This is a genomic window from Microlunatus ginsengisoli, from assembly GCF_039537205.1.
GTDB lineage: Bacteria > Actinomycetota > Actinomycetes > Propionibacteriales > Propionibacteriaceae > Microlunatus > Microlunatus ginsengisoli.
In genome coordinates this window covers 20,294-34,487 of sequence record NZ_BAABAB010000033.1, presented here as the reverse complement: position 1 = coordinate 34,487, position 14,194 = coordinate 20,294, and the positions used below count along the sequence as shown (strand labels likewise).

13 protein-coding genes are annotated in these 14,194 nt (G+C 70.4%); 4 read left to right on the top strand and 9 right to left on the bottom strand.

The window, feature by feature from the left end; all coding sequences use genetic code 11:
• The first annotated feature begins 180 nt into the window (after nucleotides 1-180).
• Together ABD747_RS20135 and ABD747_RS20130 are read left to right on the top strand one after the other, a co-directional pair.
• Nucleotides 181-1,491: a DUF1479 domain-containing protein gene (locus ABD747_RS20135; RefSeq protein ID WP_344807963.1), complete on the top strand. Its 1,311-nt coding sequence runs from the start codon at nucleotides 181-183 to the stop codon at nucleotides 1,489-1,491.
• A 244-nt stretch (nucleotides 1,492-1,735) separates the two neighbouring features.
• Nucleotides 1,736-1,942 carry a hypothetical protein gene (locus tag ABD747_RS20130; RefSeq protein WP_344807961.1) on the top strand — a complete coding sequence of 69 codons (207 nt, stop codon included), beginning with the start codon at nucleotides 1,736-1,738 and terminating at the stop codon, nucleotides 1,940-1,942.
• 11 nt (nucleotides 1,943-1,953) lie between these two features.
• On the opposite strand, the gene ABD747_RS20125 is transcribed toward ABD747_RS20130, so the two are convergent.
• The 8 genes from ABD747_RS20125 to ABD747_RS20090 form a co-directional block, all read right to left on the bottom strand.
• Nucleotides 1,954-2,703: a class I SAM-dependent methyltransferase gene (locus tag ABD747_RS20125; protein ID WP_344807959.1), complete on the bottom strand. Its 750-nt coding sequence runs from the start codon at nucleotides 2,701-2,703 to the stop codon at nucleotides 1,954-1,956.
• A gap of 10 nt (nucleotides 2,704-2,713) precedes the next feature.
• Entirely contained in the window at nucleotides 2,714-3,262 is a 549-nt protein-coding gene (locus tag ABD747_RS20120) for a mycothiol transferase (protein WP_344807957.1), read from the bottom strand.
• The gene (gene egtD, locus ABD747_RS20115) at nucleotides 3,259-4,257 is read right to left on the bottom strand and encodes an L-histidine N(alpha)-methyltransferase (protein ID WP_344807955.1); all 999 of its coding nucleotides are present in this window, start codon (nucleotides 4,255-4,257) and stop codon (nucleotides 3,259-3,261) included. The genes ABD747_RS20120 and egtD overlap by 4 nt, the downstream gene beginning before the upstream one ends.
• On the bottom strand, nucleotides 4,251-4,949 hold the full coding sequence (egtC, locus tag ABD747_RS20110; protein ID WP_344807953.1) for an ergothioneine biosynthesis protein EgtC: 699 nt from the start codon (nucleotides 4,947-4,949) through the stop codon (nucleotides 4,251-4,253). Before egtC ends, egtD begins: the two co-directional genes overlap by 7 nt.
• A 7-nt stretch (nucleotides 4,950-4,956) precedes the next feature.
• Nucleotides 4,957-6,303: an ergothioneine biosynthesis protein EgtB gene (gene egtB, locus ABD747_RS20105; RefSeq protein ID WP_344807951.1), complete on the bottom strand. Its 1,347-nt coding sequence runs from the start codon at nucleotides 6,301-6,303 to the stop codon at nucleotides 4,957-4,959.
• Nucleotides 6,300-7,598, bottom strand: coding sequence for a glutamate-cysteine ligase family protein (locus ABD747_RS20100; protein ID WP_344807949.1), 1,299 nt, complete (start codon nucleotides 7,596-7,598; stop codon nucleotides 6,300-6,302). The genes egtB and ABD747_RS20100 overlap by 4 nt, the downstream gene beginning before the upstream one ends.
• Nucleotides 7,599-7,773: 175 nt before the next feature.
• Nucleotides 7,774-8,079, bottom strand: coding sequence for a hypothetical protein (locus ABD747_RS20095; RefSeq protein WP_344807947.1), 306 nt, complete (start codon nucleotides 8,077-8,079; stop codon nucleotides 7,774-7,776).
• A gap of 16 nt (nucleotides 8,080-8,095) precedes the next feature.
• On the bottom strand, nucleotides 8,096-9,772 hold the full coding sequence (locus ABD747_RS20090; RefSeq protein ID WP_344807945.1) for a sodium:solute symporter family protein: 1,677 nt from the start codon (nucleotides 9,770-9,772) through the stop codon (nucleotides 8,096-8,098).
• Nucleotides 9,773-10,041: 269 nt separating this feature from the next.
• Here ABD747_RS20090 and ABD747_RS20085 point away from each other — a divergent pair, with 269 nt between their 5' ends.
• Nucleotides 10,042-11,913, top strand: coding sequence for an acyl-CoA dehydrogenase (locus tag ABD747_RS20085; protein ID WP_344807943.1), 1,872 nt, complete (start codon nucleotides 10,042-10,044; stop codon nucleotides 11,911-11,913).
• 21 nt (nucleotides 11,914-11,934) lie between these two features.
• Here the strand turns inward: ABD747_RS20085 and ABD747_RS20080 are convergent, their stop codons facing one another.
• Nucleotides 11,935-12,969, bottom strand: coding sequence for a polysaccharide deacetylase family protein (locus ABD747_RS20080; RefSeq protein WP_344807941.1), 1,035 nt, complete (start codon nucleotides 12,967-12,969; stop codon nucleotides 11,935-11,937).
• Between ABD747_RS20080 and ABD747_RS20075 the strand changes: the two genes are divergently transcribed.
• Nucleotides 12,944-14,146 (top strand): NAD(P)/FAD-dependent oxidoreductase, encoded by a 1,203-nt coding sequence (locus ABD747_RS20075; protein ID WP_344807940.1) that lies wholly within the window; start codon nucleotides 12,944-12,946, stop codon nucleotides 14,144-14,146. The genes ABD747_RS20080 and ABD747_RS20075 overlap by 26 nt on opposite strands.
• The last annotated feature ends 48 nt before the right edge of the window (nucleotides 14,147-14,194 follow it).

The window sequence follows — 14,194 nt, the reverse complement described above, 5'->3', positions numbered from 1 at the left end:
ACTGTGCAGATCTCGCAATCCTGCTCGGCGTGTCGCTGCAACAACGGCACAGTTTCCGCGCCTGGGGGGTTGGTGAGGCGGGTATTTCGTTAGGAGCCCTTGCATATAGCGCGCGGGCGGTCTAGAGTTCTGTTCACGGACGGATTAGGAGTCCTTACCAATACCTGTCGGAGGCACTGAATGACCAGCACCGCCACCCCCACCACCGAGATCAGCGCCCTCACCGGGTTGCCGCACTGGGAGACCATCCCCGACGACATCCCGGCGGCCATCGCCGAGATCAAGGCCGCCATCCGGGCCCGGATCGAGCAGTCCGGCCGGACGGTCGAGGACGTGCTCGCGGAGATCGAAAGCTACCTCGAGGCCGAGATCGCCGACATCGAGGCGGCCAAGGCGCGGGGTGAGGAGGTCTGGCCGGTGATCGACTACGCCGACATCGAGGCCGGCACCGTCTCGGCCGAGACGCTGGCGCTGGTCAAGCGGCGCGGCTGCGCGGTCGTTCGCGGCCACTTCGACCGGGCGCAGGCCGAGGGCTGGGACCGCGACGTCGTGGACTACGTGGAGTCCAACCACTTCTTCGAGAACTACGCCGGCCCGGCCGACGACTTCTTCGGCACCCTGAGCGCGGAGATGAGCAAGCCGGAGATCTATCCGATCTATTGGTCGCATGCCCAGATGGAGGCTCGCCAGCACCCCCGGATGGCGAGCGTCCAGGCGTTCCTCAACGCGCAGTGGACCGCCGAATCGGAGGGCCGGCAGTGGTTCGACCCCGACGCCGACAGCCTTTACCCCGACCGGATCCGTCGCCGTCCCCCGGGCGCGAACTCCGGCGGCCTCGGCACCCACCTCGATCCCGGCACGCTCGACCTGTGGATGACGGAGGGCTACCAGCAGCACTTCCGGCACCTGTTCGCCGGCGACTTCGCCGCGTACGACCCGTGGGACGCGGCCTACCGGACCGAGGCCGCGCAGTACCCGGGCTCGACCATGTGCTCGGCGTTCCGCACCTTCCAGGGCTGGACCGCACTGAGCGAGATGGACAACGACCAGGGCGTGCTGCACACCGTGCCGATCCCCAAGGCGATGGCGTACCTGATGCTGCGGCCGCTGCTGTCCGACGTGCCCGACGACGAGATGTGCGGTGTGCAGCCCAACCGGACCTTCCCGGCCAACGACAAGTACCACGCGATCTTGATGCGTGCCGTCTCCTCGATCCCGAGCGTGCAGCCGGGCGACTCGGTCTGGTGGCACTGCGACATGATCCACTCGGTGGCGCCGGTGACCGACCAGAAGGGTTGGGGCAACGTCATCTACATCCCGGCCGCGCCGAAGTGCACCAAGAACGACGCGTACGCGGCCCTGGTCCGGGAGGCGTTTCTGTCGGGCAACAGCCCGTACGACTTCCCCGAGGAGCACTACGAGGCCGACTGGGCGAACCGGTTCCAGCCCTCCGACCTGAACGAGATCGGGCGCCGCGGCCTCGGGCTCTGACCCCGCAACCCCATCCTCGGATCCCCTGCGATGGTTCGGATCCCGCGTACGGGATCCGAACCGGAGCAGGGGATCCGAGTTGCGTCCGGCGGGCGGCTCTCCGCCCGGACCGGTCAAACCCCCGCCTCGGCGAGATGTTCGTCGTCAAGAATTAACTCCGGATCGATCGGGATTCAGGTATCTGGCGACGTAGTCTGTGCTCTCATGTCCAGACAATCGCGCAACCTGGGGGGAGAACGCGACCATGGATACCCGCTGCCCGAAGTGCGGCCGACCGGCCGAGATCACGTGGTCCGGGCGGATCGCCGGAGACGGTGAGGCGAGCGAACGGCTCGCGATCCGCTGCATCGACCTGCACTGGAGCGTGGTCGAGCAGGCCGCGCCGTCCAGCCTGCCGTGGGGGGTCGTGCGCCATCGTGCCCGGTCCACCGGGATGCCGCGCTCGGCCTGAGTGACGCTGCGTCAGGCCGGGCGGAACCCGACGAAGAACTCCCGCGGCAACCGGTCCTCGCTGGTCACCTCGGCGACCACCCGGGCGGCGGTGAAGCCGGACTCGGACAGCACCCGGAGCCAGAGCTCGCGCGGGAACAGGCCGAGCAGGTGGGTGTCGTGGGCCACCGAGACGCTGCCGTCGACCCCGCGCAGCAGAAACGCGTAGTCGACCCGGGTCGTGGTGTCGCTCGGGTCGGGGTCGACGGACCAGGAAAGATAGCGCACCCCTCGCCCGTCGGGAGCGTCGTTGCCGCCGTGCTCGGTCTCCGGCTCGAAGTTCTCCGCGACCGAGTCGGGCACGAGCACGGCGACGCCGCCGGGCCGGCAGTGGACGTACGCCGTCTCGACGGCCCGGCGGAGATCGTCCTCGGTGGTCATGTACTCGATCGCGTCGTGCACGAAGACCGCGTCGAACGTGCGCTCCAGCCGGAGCTCGCGCATGTCGCCCTGCAGATGCTCGCACTCGGGGTTCAGCTCGCGAGACACCGCCAACATGGCCTCGGAGATGTCCACCAGCGTCATCGCATAGCGGGTCTTCAGGTGGAATGCGTTGTTGCCGCCACCGCTACCCAGCTCCAGCACGGTGCGGGTCGGGCCGTCCGCGGTGTCCAGCAACGAGGCGGCGAACGCCGCCTCCTCGGCATATTCGGCGGGCGCCGACACCAGCGGCCACCAGACGGCCAGATCACCGTAGAACCGGTGCCCGTCGGACTCGGTCATTCGGCTCTCCTCAGTGGTCCGCGACACCGGGCGCGTGCCAGGCCTGGTCACGTCGCTGCACCAGGCCACGCACGTACGCGGCCTGGCCCAGATGCTGCTGGAGGTCGCCGACCACGCTGACCAGTCGGGCCGCGGCGGTCACCGGCGGATCCCAGCGCGTGTCGACAACCCTCTCGAGCTCGTCGGTGGTCAGCGAGGACAGGTAAAGCCGGGTCAGCTGGTCCACGTCCGCGTGATATCCGGCCAGCAACTCGGCCGGCACCCGGACCCGGCCCACGTCGTCCGCATCTTGTCCATATCCCGTCGCCCAGTCGTCGAACGGCAGCTCGAAGCGTTCCCGCCAGGTCGGCCAGCACTGGTCCGTCCGGGCGAGGTCGGCGACGTGGTCGTCCTGCACCCTGGTGGCGTGCCACAACAGCCAGCCGATCGAGTTCGCCTGCGGGTCCGGCCGATACCGTGACTCCTCCTCGCTCAGGTCGTCGGTGAGTCCGACGACCAGTTCGCGGATCCGGTCGAAGAAGTCGAGCAGGATCTCGCGCGCGGGCCCGGCATCGGTCATGGCGCCGACGCTACCGCCTGCGAGCGGTCGGCCGGCCGGGTGTCCGGCACCGCCAGCGTCAGCGCGAAGTCTCCGTCGTCGTCGGTCCACCAGGACTCGATCCGCAGGCCGGCGGCGGCCAGCTCCGCCCCCAGCCCCGAGCGGGTGAACTTGGCCGAGATCTCGGTGCGGATCTCCTCCCCCGGCTCGAACGGCACGTCCATGTCGAGCGCAGCGATGTGCACGCACTGCCGCCGGCGCGAACGCAACCGCATCTCGATCCACGACTGCTCGGCGTTCCACCGGGCCACGTGGTCGAAGGCAGCCGGGTCGAAGGTCGCGCCCAGCTCGCGGTTCAGCACCGACAGCACGTTCCGGTTGAAGGCCGCGGTCACCCCCGCCGCGTCGTCGTACGCGGCGTGCAGCCGGTCGACCGACTTGATCAGGTCGGCGCCGAGCAGGAACGTGTCGTCGTCGGCCATCGAGTCCCGGATCGCGCCGAAGAACCGGGCGCGGCCGGCCCGATCGAGATTGCCGATGGTCGAGCCGAGGAACGCGACCATCCGCCGCGGATAGGCCGGCAGCCGGTCGAGATGCCGCTCGAAGTCGCCGACCAGGCCGTCGACCTGGATCGGGGCGAACTCGGCCGCGATCGCCGCGGTCGCCTGATCCAGCACCGTCGGGTCCACGTCGAAGGCGACGAAGCGCCGCAAGCTGCCGGCGCGGCGGAGGGCCGCCAGCAGCAGCCGGGTCTTCTCCGAGGTCCCGCTGCCGATCTCGACCAGCGTCACGGCGGCGCTGCGCGCCGCGATCTCGTCGGCCCGCCGCTCGAGGATGGCGCGCTCCGCCCGGGTCGGGTAGTACTCCGGCAGCCGGGTGATCCGGTCGAACAGCTCGCTGCCGACGGCGTCGTAGAAGTACTTCGACGGCAGCGACTTGTCCGCACCCCCCAACCCACTGCGTACGTCCTCGGCGAGGGTGCGGGCCGGATCGATCTCCGCCAGCCGGGTCAGCACGACGACTCCATTCCGCGCACCTCGACCCGGCCGTCGATGACGCCGACCAGGCTGCGGTCGGGCACGTCCAGCCAGCCCGGCTCGTCGTCGGTCGGCTCGCTGGCGACCAGCACGCCGTCGGGCCCGGTCCGCACGCTCAGGCTGTCACCCCAGGTCGTCGCCAGCACCCGCCGGCCGTCGGTCACCAGCAGGTTCAGCACGGCGTCCGGGTCCCGCCCGGCGATGTCGAGCACGATCTCGCCGAGCGACTCGGGACCGGCGGCGAACACCTCGGCGGCCAGCCAGGCCGAGTCGCAGGCCGACTCCGCGATCCGGTCGGCCTTGAGCACGTCGCGGTCGACCCGGCCGTTGTGCGACAGCAACCACCGACCCGAGACGAACGGGGCCGCTGCGCTCTCCTCGATCGGCATCCCGACGGTCGCCGAGCGGACCGCGGCGAGGATGCAGCCCGAGACCAGCGCCGGGGCGACGGAGGCGAACGACGCGTCGCCCCACAGCGGCCGTGCCGACCGCCACCGGGCGGGCTCGGCCACCCCCGGGCGGTAGAAGCCGACTCCCCAACCGTCGGCGTTCATCAGCCCGCGGCGCTGCCGGCGGGGCGCGTACGACTGCCGCAGCAGGCCGAACGGAGGGTCCAGCACGATCGAGGCGACGCTGCGGGGCGCGCCGATCCAGGCGAGGTGACGACACATCGCGGCCTCAGCCCTCCACGTTCCAGGCCAGCCGGACGCCGGAGAAGATCTGCCGCCGCAGCGGGAGGTCCCAATTCCGGAAGGACGGCCTGATCGTGCTGGCCGCGACGGCCCACGACCCGCCGCGGAGGACCTTGTAGTCGCCTCCGAAGAAAGGCGCGCTGTACTGCGCGTACAGCATCGGTCGGAAGCCGGGCCACGGCAGGAAGTCCGACGACGTCCACTCCCAGACGTCGCCGATCAGCTGCTCCACGCCATAGGCCGAGGCGCCGGCGGGATAGGCACCGATCGGCGCCGGGCGCAGCGCCTGGCCGCCGACGTTGGCCAGCGCTTCGGTCAGCGCGGTGTCCCCCCACGGCCAACGCCGCCGCCGGCCGCGCGCCGGGTCCCAGATGCAGGCCTTCTCCCACTCCAGCTCGGTCGGCAGCCGGGCACCGGCCCAGGCCGCGTACGCCTCCGCCTCGAAGTAACAGACGTGCTGCACCGGCTCGTCGGCCGGGATGTCCTCCACCAGGCCGAACCGGCGTCGGCTGCCGTCGGCCTGCCAGAACTGCGGCCGGACCAGGCCGTGCTCGCTGCGGTGCGTCCAACCGCGTTCGGACCACCAGGCCCGGGTCCGGTAGCCGCCGTCGTCGATGAACCGCTGCCAGTCGGCGTTGCTGACCGGCACCCGGGCGATCCGGAACGCGGGCAGGTCGACGACGTGGCCGGGCCGCTCGTTGTCCAGCGACCACGGCTCGTACGTCGCGTCCACTCCGGCCTGGAACTCACCGGCCGGCACCAGGACGGCGTCGGCGGGGACCGACCGGCCGGCCGGCAGCGGCGCGCCGGCGCCGAGCAGCGGGTCGCCGTCGCGCAGCTGATGGGTGGCATACATCGTCTCGACGTGCTGCTGCTCGTGCTGCTCGACCATGGCGAACGGGAACAGGTCGGTCGGCGCGGGGTCGCCGATCGCCGCGAGCCGGTCCAGCGCCAGGCCCCGGACCTCGGCAATGAACCTCCGGGCGGCCGTGGGCGACAGCAGCGGCATCCCGGCCCGTTCCGCCCGGGTGGAGCGGAACGCGTCATAGAGCCGGTCGGCATCGAGCGGCAGCAAACCGGCGCAGGCGGCGTTTCCGCCGCGGAGCAGCCAGAGGTCCTCCTGCTGTCCGACGTGGGCGAGGTCCCAGACCAGCGGGCTCATCAGCGGGCTGTGCTGGCGGGTCAGCTCGGCGTCCTCGAAGCCGTTCAACGTGAGGGTGCGCTGCCGCGCGTGCTGCAGCCCGCCGGCGATCCGGTCCGGCGCCGGGGCGTCGTCGCTCGGCCCGGATTCGGTTCGGGGTTCGGTTCTGGGTCGGTTTCGAGGTTCGGTCATTCGAGGGCCTTTTCGAGGAGTCGCCACCCGTCGCCGTCCGCCTCGTCGCGGAGCAGGTCGCCGGGCGTCCGGCCGGAGTCGACCAACGCGGCGTAGTCCGCCGCCCGGTCACGTAGGTCGTCGGGACAGTGCTCGACGGCGATGGCGGCGCAGCGCGCCGCCAGCCGCCGGAACTCGGGGGTGCGCAGCCCGTCGCGGGCGGCCGCCGGCCAATCGAGCGTCGGCTCGGCCGCGCGATCGCCGACGGCACCGGCGGCGCGGTCGGCGGCCACCGGGTCGTCGATCAGGGTTGCCACGATCGCGGCCAGGCCGGGCCAGAACCGGGTCGGCGCTGCGTCCAGGAAGCGCAGCTCCAGGAAGCCGCGGGGGCGGATCACCGGGAACAGGGTGGTCAGGTGATAGTCGAGGTCGGCCACGGTCGGCGGCCGGTCCACCCGCTCCGATCCGGCCGCCCACGCACCGAAGGTCAGTCCCGGGGGCGCCTCGACCAGCGCGCCGTCCGCCGCGCGCAGCAGCATCAACGGGGCGCGCAGCGCATAGTCGGCCCAGGCGAGCCCCGGCTCGCCGCCGAAGGGCACCGGCACCGTCCGGGCCGGCTCGAGCGCGAACCAGGCCTGCTGCCGCATCGACGCCGCACCACCCGTCGCCAGCCCCGATCCCGGACCCGGGTCGGCGGCCTGCGCGGAGCACGCCGAGATGGCGGTCAGCACGGGCCCGAGCCGGTAGATCCGGCGTAGCCGGTCCGGCCAGCCGCCCGGCGGCCCGGCCTCCAGGTTGAGCTGGAGCCCGGCGCTGGCCGACATCAGCCGGCGGGCCGCCACCCCGCATCCGCAACCGTCGAAGTACCGCTCCATCAGCGCGTACCGCTCGGCTGGATTCACGCGCTCCGGTGGGCGCACCGGATCGAGGCCGAGATAGGCGATTCCGTAGCCCTGAGTCCGGAGCGTGTCGGCGAGCACCTGTCGATCGGCGAGCAGCGCGGCCACGGCGCCCGCCACGTCGGCCGCGGGCAGGGTGGACAGCTCGAGCTGGCCGCCCGGCTCGACGCTCAGCAGGCTCCCGTGCGGCAGCGGCGGGACCAGTTCCCGCAGCCGGGTCACCTCGTCCCAGGGGATCCTCCGGGCAAGGTCATCCCGATCCACCAGGTGGCCCTCGAGCTCGAGCCCGACCCGGCCGATCGGCCCGGGGCAGAGCGCCTGCTCCGCCGCGTACGTCCGGGCGGCGTCGACGCTCGGCAGCACTCGATCCCGCCCGCCCGGATGCCCGGCCGGGTCGATCGCGTTCCGCTGCGGCACTCGGGTCCTCCCGCCGTCGCCTACCCGTCCCTCCAGAGTGCCCCGAACCACCGACAGTTACACCTGCGGGTCGAAGAAATCATCCGACCGTCGGGTCGCCGTCACCCGAGTGAAACGCGACGACGCCGCCGGAGCCCCGACGGCGTCGATGCGCGTGCTCGAAGCGACGCGGTCCTCAGTGCATCGGTGGCCTGGCGTCGGCTCCCTCCGGGGGCGCTTCGTGGACCACCGGCGACAACCGGGCCCAGAGCAGGAAGACCACGCCGAGGAGCAGCATGGCCAGACCGAGCCACAGGTTGATGTTGATCCCGGCCGCCTTCTCCAGCTCGGCCGGTGTGGTGAAGAAGCCGTAGATGGTCAGCGCCACGCCGTACAGGGTGAACAGACCACCGATCATGATGCGCAGGTCGAAGAGCTTCGCGGCAGCAGACTTGGGCGCATCCTTCGGGGCCATCTCGTCCGCGGTGGGTTCGTGTTCCATGGGAGTGTCTCCTGCCTCAGTCGAAGATGATCGACAAGATGACGACCAGGCCGAGGGCGGTGAAGCCGAGCAGCTTGGGCGACTCGTACCACTTGCGGACGTAGCCTTCGTGCGGATCGCCGGCCTCGGGATCGGGGACGCCCCAGACCAGCCCCTTCAGCTCCCCGACCGGTTTCGGCTTGGTCACCAGGGTCACCACGACGGTGACGACCGCGTCGACCACGAACGCCGCGATCGCGCCGTAGAAGTTCAGCATTTGCGCGTTGATCGGGTTCTCCATGCTCTGACCGGCATAGAAGTAGGCGATGTTCGGGCCGATGAAGTACTGGAAGGTGAACGCCGCCAGGAAGCCCGAGACCAGACCGAAGAAGCCGGCCCAGGGTGTCATCCGCTTCCAGAACATGCCGATGATGAAGGTGGCGAACACCGGCGCGTTGAAGAACGAGAACAGCGTCTGGATGTAGTTCATGATGTTGCTGAACTGCGACGCGATGAACGCGGTCCCGATGCCGGCGATGATGCCGACGATGGTGATCACCCGGCCGACGTTCAGGTAGTACCGGTCGGACTGGCCCTTCTTCACGTACGTCTGCCAGATGTCGTAGGTGAAGACCGTGTTGAACGAGCTCACGTTGGCCGCCATGCCGGCCATGAACGCCGCGAGCAGACCGGCCAGGGCGATGCCCAGGGTGCCGTTCGGCAGGAACTCGTTCATCAGCGCGGGGATCGCGTCGTTGTACGTCATCCCCGAGCCTTCCTTGCCGAAGTTGGGGAAGATCGCGACGGCGATCAGACCGGGGACGATGGTCAGGAACGGGATGAAGATCTTCGGGAAGGCCCCGATCAGCGGCGTCCGTTCGGCCGCGGAGAGGTTCTTCGCCGACAGCGCGCGCTGGACCTCGGTGAAGTTCGTCGTCCAGTACCCGAACGAGAGCACGAATCCCAGGCCCATCACGATGCCGATCCAGTCACCGAGGGGATTGGTCCAGTTCCCGACCTGGGTGCCGCCCCAGGCACTGAAGAAGCCCTCGGTCCCCGGCTGGGCCAGCACCTTCTCCTTCAGGCCCTCGTAGCCGCCGACCGACTTCATGCCGATGACCACGATCGGGATCAGGCCCGCGATGATCACGAAGAACTGCAGCACCTCGTTGTAGATCGCGCCGGACAGGCCGCCGAGGGTGATGTAGGCCAGCACCAGGACGGCGGAGACGACGATCGAGAACCACTGCGGCCAGCCGAGCAGGGCCTGGATCACCAGCGACAGCGCGTACAGGTTGACGCCGGCGGTCAGCACGCTGGCCACCGCGAAGCTGACCGCGTTCCACAGGTGGGTCGGGCGGTTGAACCGGCGGCGCAGGTACTCGGGCACACTGCGCACTCGCGAGCCGTAGTAGAACGGCATCATCACCAGGCCGAGGAAGACCATGGCGGGCACCGCACCGATCCAATAGAAGTGGACCGTCGAGATGCCGTACTGGGCGCCGTTGGCCGCCATCCCCAAGATCTCGATCGCACCGAGGTTGGCGGAGATGAAGGCCAGCCCGGTGACCCAGGCCGGCAGCGACCGGCCGGACAGCAGGAAGTCCTCGCTGGTCGCGATCGCTCGCCTGGCCAGGACGCCGATGGCGATCACGAGCGCGAAATAGATGATGAGGACGCCGTAATCGAACCAGTTGGTGTCGAGCTGAGTCATGCGACCGCCTCTCGCCGGTGCGGCACGGGGAATTACCGCCTCTGCGGATTATGTAACCGCCGAGTTGATCATGACAAGGGGCTGGCCGAAACGCTGTTCTGACGCGCCGGGGAAAGGCGGCCCGGATGCCTCGGCGCGGCGGCGGCACCCCGCCGAAGATCACGGTTCGGGTACGCCGCTTGTCCAGGTTACCGGCGAGTAGCATACTGGAAGTTACTGATGGGTAACTTAGCCGGTCGCCCGTCCGGAGAGTCGAGGTGGGGAGCGTCATGGGGCACTACAAGTCGAATCTGCGGGACATCGTCTTCAACCTGTTCGAGGTGCTCGGGCGCGACGAGGTGCTCGGGCGGGGGCCGTACGAGGATCTCGACCACGACACCGCGGTCGCCGTGCTGACCGAGGTCGAGCACCTGGCCGGGACCAAGCTGGCCGACTCGTTCGCCTCCTCCGATCACGAGCCACCCGTCTTCGATCCCGCCGACCACACGGTCGCCGTTCCGGCCGCCTTCAAGAAGTCCTTCCAGGCGTACATGGACGCGGGCTTCTATCAGCTCGAGCTGCCGAGCGAGCTGGGCGGCCAGACCACCCCGCCGTCGCTGCAGTGGGCGGTGAACGAGCTCACGCTCGGCGCCAACCCGGCCGTGTACATCTACAGCGCCGGCCCCAAGTTCGCGACCGTGCTCTGGAACAACGGGGTCGAGCGAGACCGGAAGATCGCCCGGCACATGATCGAGCGCCAGTGGGGCGCCACCATGGTGCTGACCGAGCCGGACGCCGGCTCCGACGTCGGCGCCGGCCGGACCCGGGCGATTCCCCAGCCGGACGGCAGCTGGCACATCGAGGGCGTCAAGCGGTTCATCACCTCCGCCGAGCACGACATGAGCGAGAACATCGTGCACCTGGTGCTGGCCCGGCCGGTCGGCGTCGAGGGCCACGGCGGCCCGGGCACCAAGGGACTGTCGCTGTTCGTCGTGCCCAAGCACCACTTCGACCTCGAGACCGGCGAGCTGACCGGGGAACGCAACGGCGTCTACGTCACCGGCGTCGAGCACAAGATGGGGATCAAGGTCTCCACCACCTGCGAGCTGACCTTCGGCGACCCGTCGATCGGTGCCGGGGCGCCGGCCAGAGGCTGGCTGCTCGGCGAGGTGCACGACGGCATCGCGCAGATGTTCCAGGTGATCGAGCACGCGCGGATGATGGTCGGCACGAAGGCGATCGCGACCCTGTCGACGGGCTACCTGAACGCGTTGGACTACGCCAAGACGCGGATCCAGGGCGCCGACCTGATCATGGCCGCGGACAAGGCGGCGCCGCGGGTCACGATCACCCACCACCCGGACGTACGCCGGTCGCTGCTGACGCAGAAGGCGTTCGTCGAGGGCATGCGCGCGCTGGTGCTCTACACCGCGAGCATCCAGGACCGGGTGGCGCTGGCCAAGGCCGCCGGCGAGCGGGACGTCGCCGCGGAGAAGCTGAACGACCTGCTGCTGCCGATCGTCAAGGGCTATGGCTCGGAGCGGTCCTGGGTGCTCCTCGGCACAGAGTCGCTGCAGACCTTCGGCGGCTCCGGGTTCCTGCAGGACTACCCGATCGAGCAGTACGTCCGCGACGCCAAGATCGACACGCTGTACGAGGGGACGACCGCGATCCAGGGCCAGGACCTGTTCTTCCGCAAGATCGTCCGCAACAAGGGTCTGGCGCTCGGCGCGATCTCGGCGGAGATCATGCAGTTCATCGGCCGCCAGGCCGGGAACGGGCAGCTCAAGGAGGAGCGCGAGCTGCTCCAGCAGGGTCTGATCGACGCCGGTGCCATCGTCGAGACGATGGTGGAGTCGCTGACCGCGGCCGGCTCGCCGGAGGGCGACCCGCGGGACGTCTACAAGGTCGGGCTGAACACCACCCGGCTGCTGATGGCGTTCGGCGACGTGGTCTGCGCCTGGCTGCTGCTGCGCGGTGCCGAGGTGGCGCTCGACAAGCTGAACACCGACCTGACCGAATCGGAGCAGCGGTTCTACGAGGGCAAGGTCGCCTCGGCCCGCTGGTTCGCCCGGACCGTGCTGCCGAAGCTCGCCGCCGAGCGGGCCATCGCCGAGGCCACCGACCTCGCGGTGATGGACCTGCCCGAGGCCGCCTTCTAGTCCGCTCCGCCCCGGGACGCGTCAGCAGCCGGGGAGCTTGCGGATCAGGTAGCCACGACGCTGCAGCTCCGCGATGATCTTCGGCAGCGCGGCGACCGTCTGAGCGCGGGGGCCACCACCGTCGTGCATCAGCACCACGCTGCCGTTGCCGATCTGGGGTCCCGCCGCACGCAGATAGATCACCCTCGATCCCGGCCTGCTCCAGTCGCTGGTGTCGTTGCTCCACAGCATCTGGGTCATCCCCATGCCGTTGATCAGTTGGCGGACCCGCGGGGTCGTGGCGCCGTACGGCGGCCGGGCGCACTTGCTGCCCTTCGGTCCGCGCTTCAGTTCCGACCGCACGCCGGCGTTCGACATCATGGTCAGATCGCGGTGGTCGTAGGTGTGGTTGCCGATCGAACTGCCTTGGGCTCGGACGGCCCCCACCAGGTCGGGGTAGAGCCGTTGGTTCACGCCCAGCTGGAAGAACGTCGCCGTCGAGTGGGTCCTGGTCAGGATTCGCAGGATCTCCGGGGTGAACGTGCTGGGACCGTCGTCGAAGGTCAGATAGACCACCCCGCGCGATCCGGGCGGCGCGCCCGGTAGGTGACGAGGATCCGCCGGCAACGGCGCCGGTTTCGGCTTCGGCAGCACCTCCGGGTTCTTCGGCGGCGCGGCGGGAACCACGTGGACCACCGGCCCGGCCGAGGACGTACGCGGTGCCGGGGTCGGCGACATCGACGACGGCGGGGCCGAGGACGGGGGCGCCGACGACGTCGGCGACGCGGTGACCGCCGCCGAGGGTCCGAACGGCGGCGATTCGGGCGCAGTGCCGCAACCGGCCAGCGGATAGGCGAGCAAGGCCACGCTCAGCAGGGCGAGAAGGCGCGCACGAGCGCGTACGAACATGGTTGTAGGTCGTCCCCCCGCCCGGGCGATGTCGTCCTGCGCATCCAAGGATGCCGCACGGCGCACCGGAGTCTGCACCCCGTCGGCCGTGACGAGTCGGCCCGCCGTGCCGATCCGCGCCAAGGGCGGGTAGACATGGGCCATGAGCACCCCCGAACGGATCGTCATCATCGGAGCCTCGTTGGCCGGCGGCTCGGCCGCGCTCGCGCTGCGCGAGCAGGGCTACGACGGGGACCTGACCGTGATCGGCGAGGAGCCGCATCGTCCGTACGAGCGCCCGCCGCTGTCCAAGTCCGTCCTGCTCGGGGATGCCGAGGAGCCGGACTGGGTCGGCGAGGAGTCGTTCTGGGCCGACCGGGCGACGCTGGTGACCGGGACGGTGGCGACGTCGATCGATCCCGGCCGGAAGGTGGTCAGCGCCGGGGGTCGCGAGCACGCGTACGACAAGCTGCTGATCGCCACCGGATCGGCACCCCGGCGGCTCGATCTGGCCGGCGCGGACCTGGACGGAGTCGGTACGTTGCGCACCTACGACGACTCGCTGGCGCTGCGCGCGAGGTTCACCGAGGGCGCGCAGGTGGTGATCGTCGGCGCGGGCTGGATCGGCTGTGAGACCGCGGCCGCGGCCCGCAAGCACGGTGCGCAGGTGACCATGCTGGACCCGCTGTCCGCACCGCTGGTGCGCGTGCTGGGCGACCAGGTCGGCAGCGCGTTCGCGGCGCTGCACCGCGAGCACGACGTCGATCTCCGGCTCGGCGTGGGCGTGACCGGCTTCGCCGGCGACGACGCCGTGAGCGAGGTCCGGCTGGCCGGCGGCGCGACCGTGCCGGCCGACACCGTGGTGGTCGGGGTCGGCGCGATCCCGAACATCGCGCTCGCGGACGCCGCCGGCCTGGAGCTGGCGGCGGGCGGGATCGCGGTGGACGCCGCGCTCCGGACGTCCGATGCCGACATCTACGCCGCCGGCGACGTCGCGGCGCACGACCACCCGTTCTACGCCGAGCGGGTCCGGGTGGAGCACTGGGCGAACGCGCTGGAGCAGGGCAAGCACGTGGCCGCCAACCTGCTTGGCGAGAGCAGGCCGTACGAACTCCGGCCGTTCTTCTTCTCCGACCAGTACGACCTCGGCTGCGAGTACCGCGGCCTGGCCGACCCCGCGCGCGACCGGCTGGTGATCCGCGGCGATCTGGAGGCGCGCGAGTTCATCGCCTTCTGGCTGCGCGACGACCACGTCGCCGCCGCCATGAACGTCAACGCCTGGGACGACGGCGACGCCCTGACCGAGCTGGTCGAGTCGCGCCGGCCCGTCTCCGTCGACGACCTGGTCTCCGGCTCCCTGGGCTGACCGGGCCGAGCCACACCCGGCCGGACCACACCGCGCCGGACCACACCG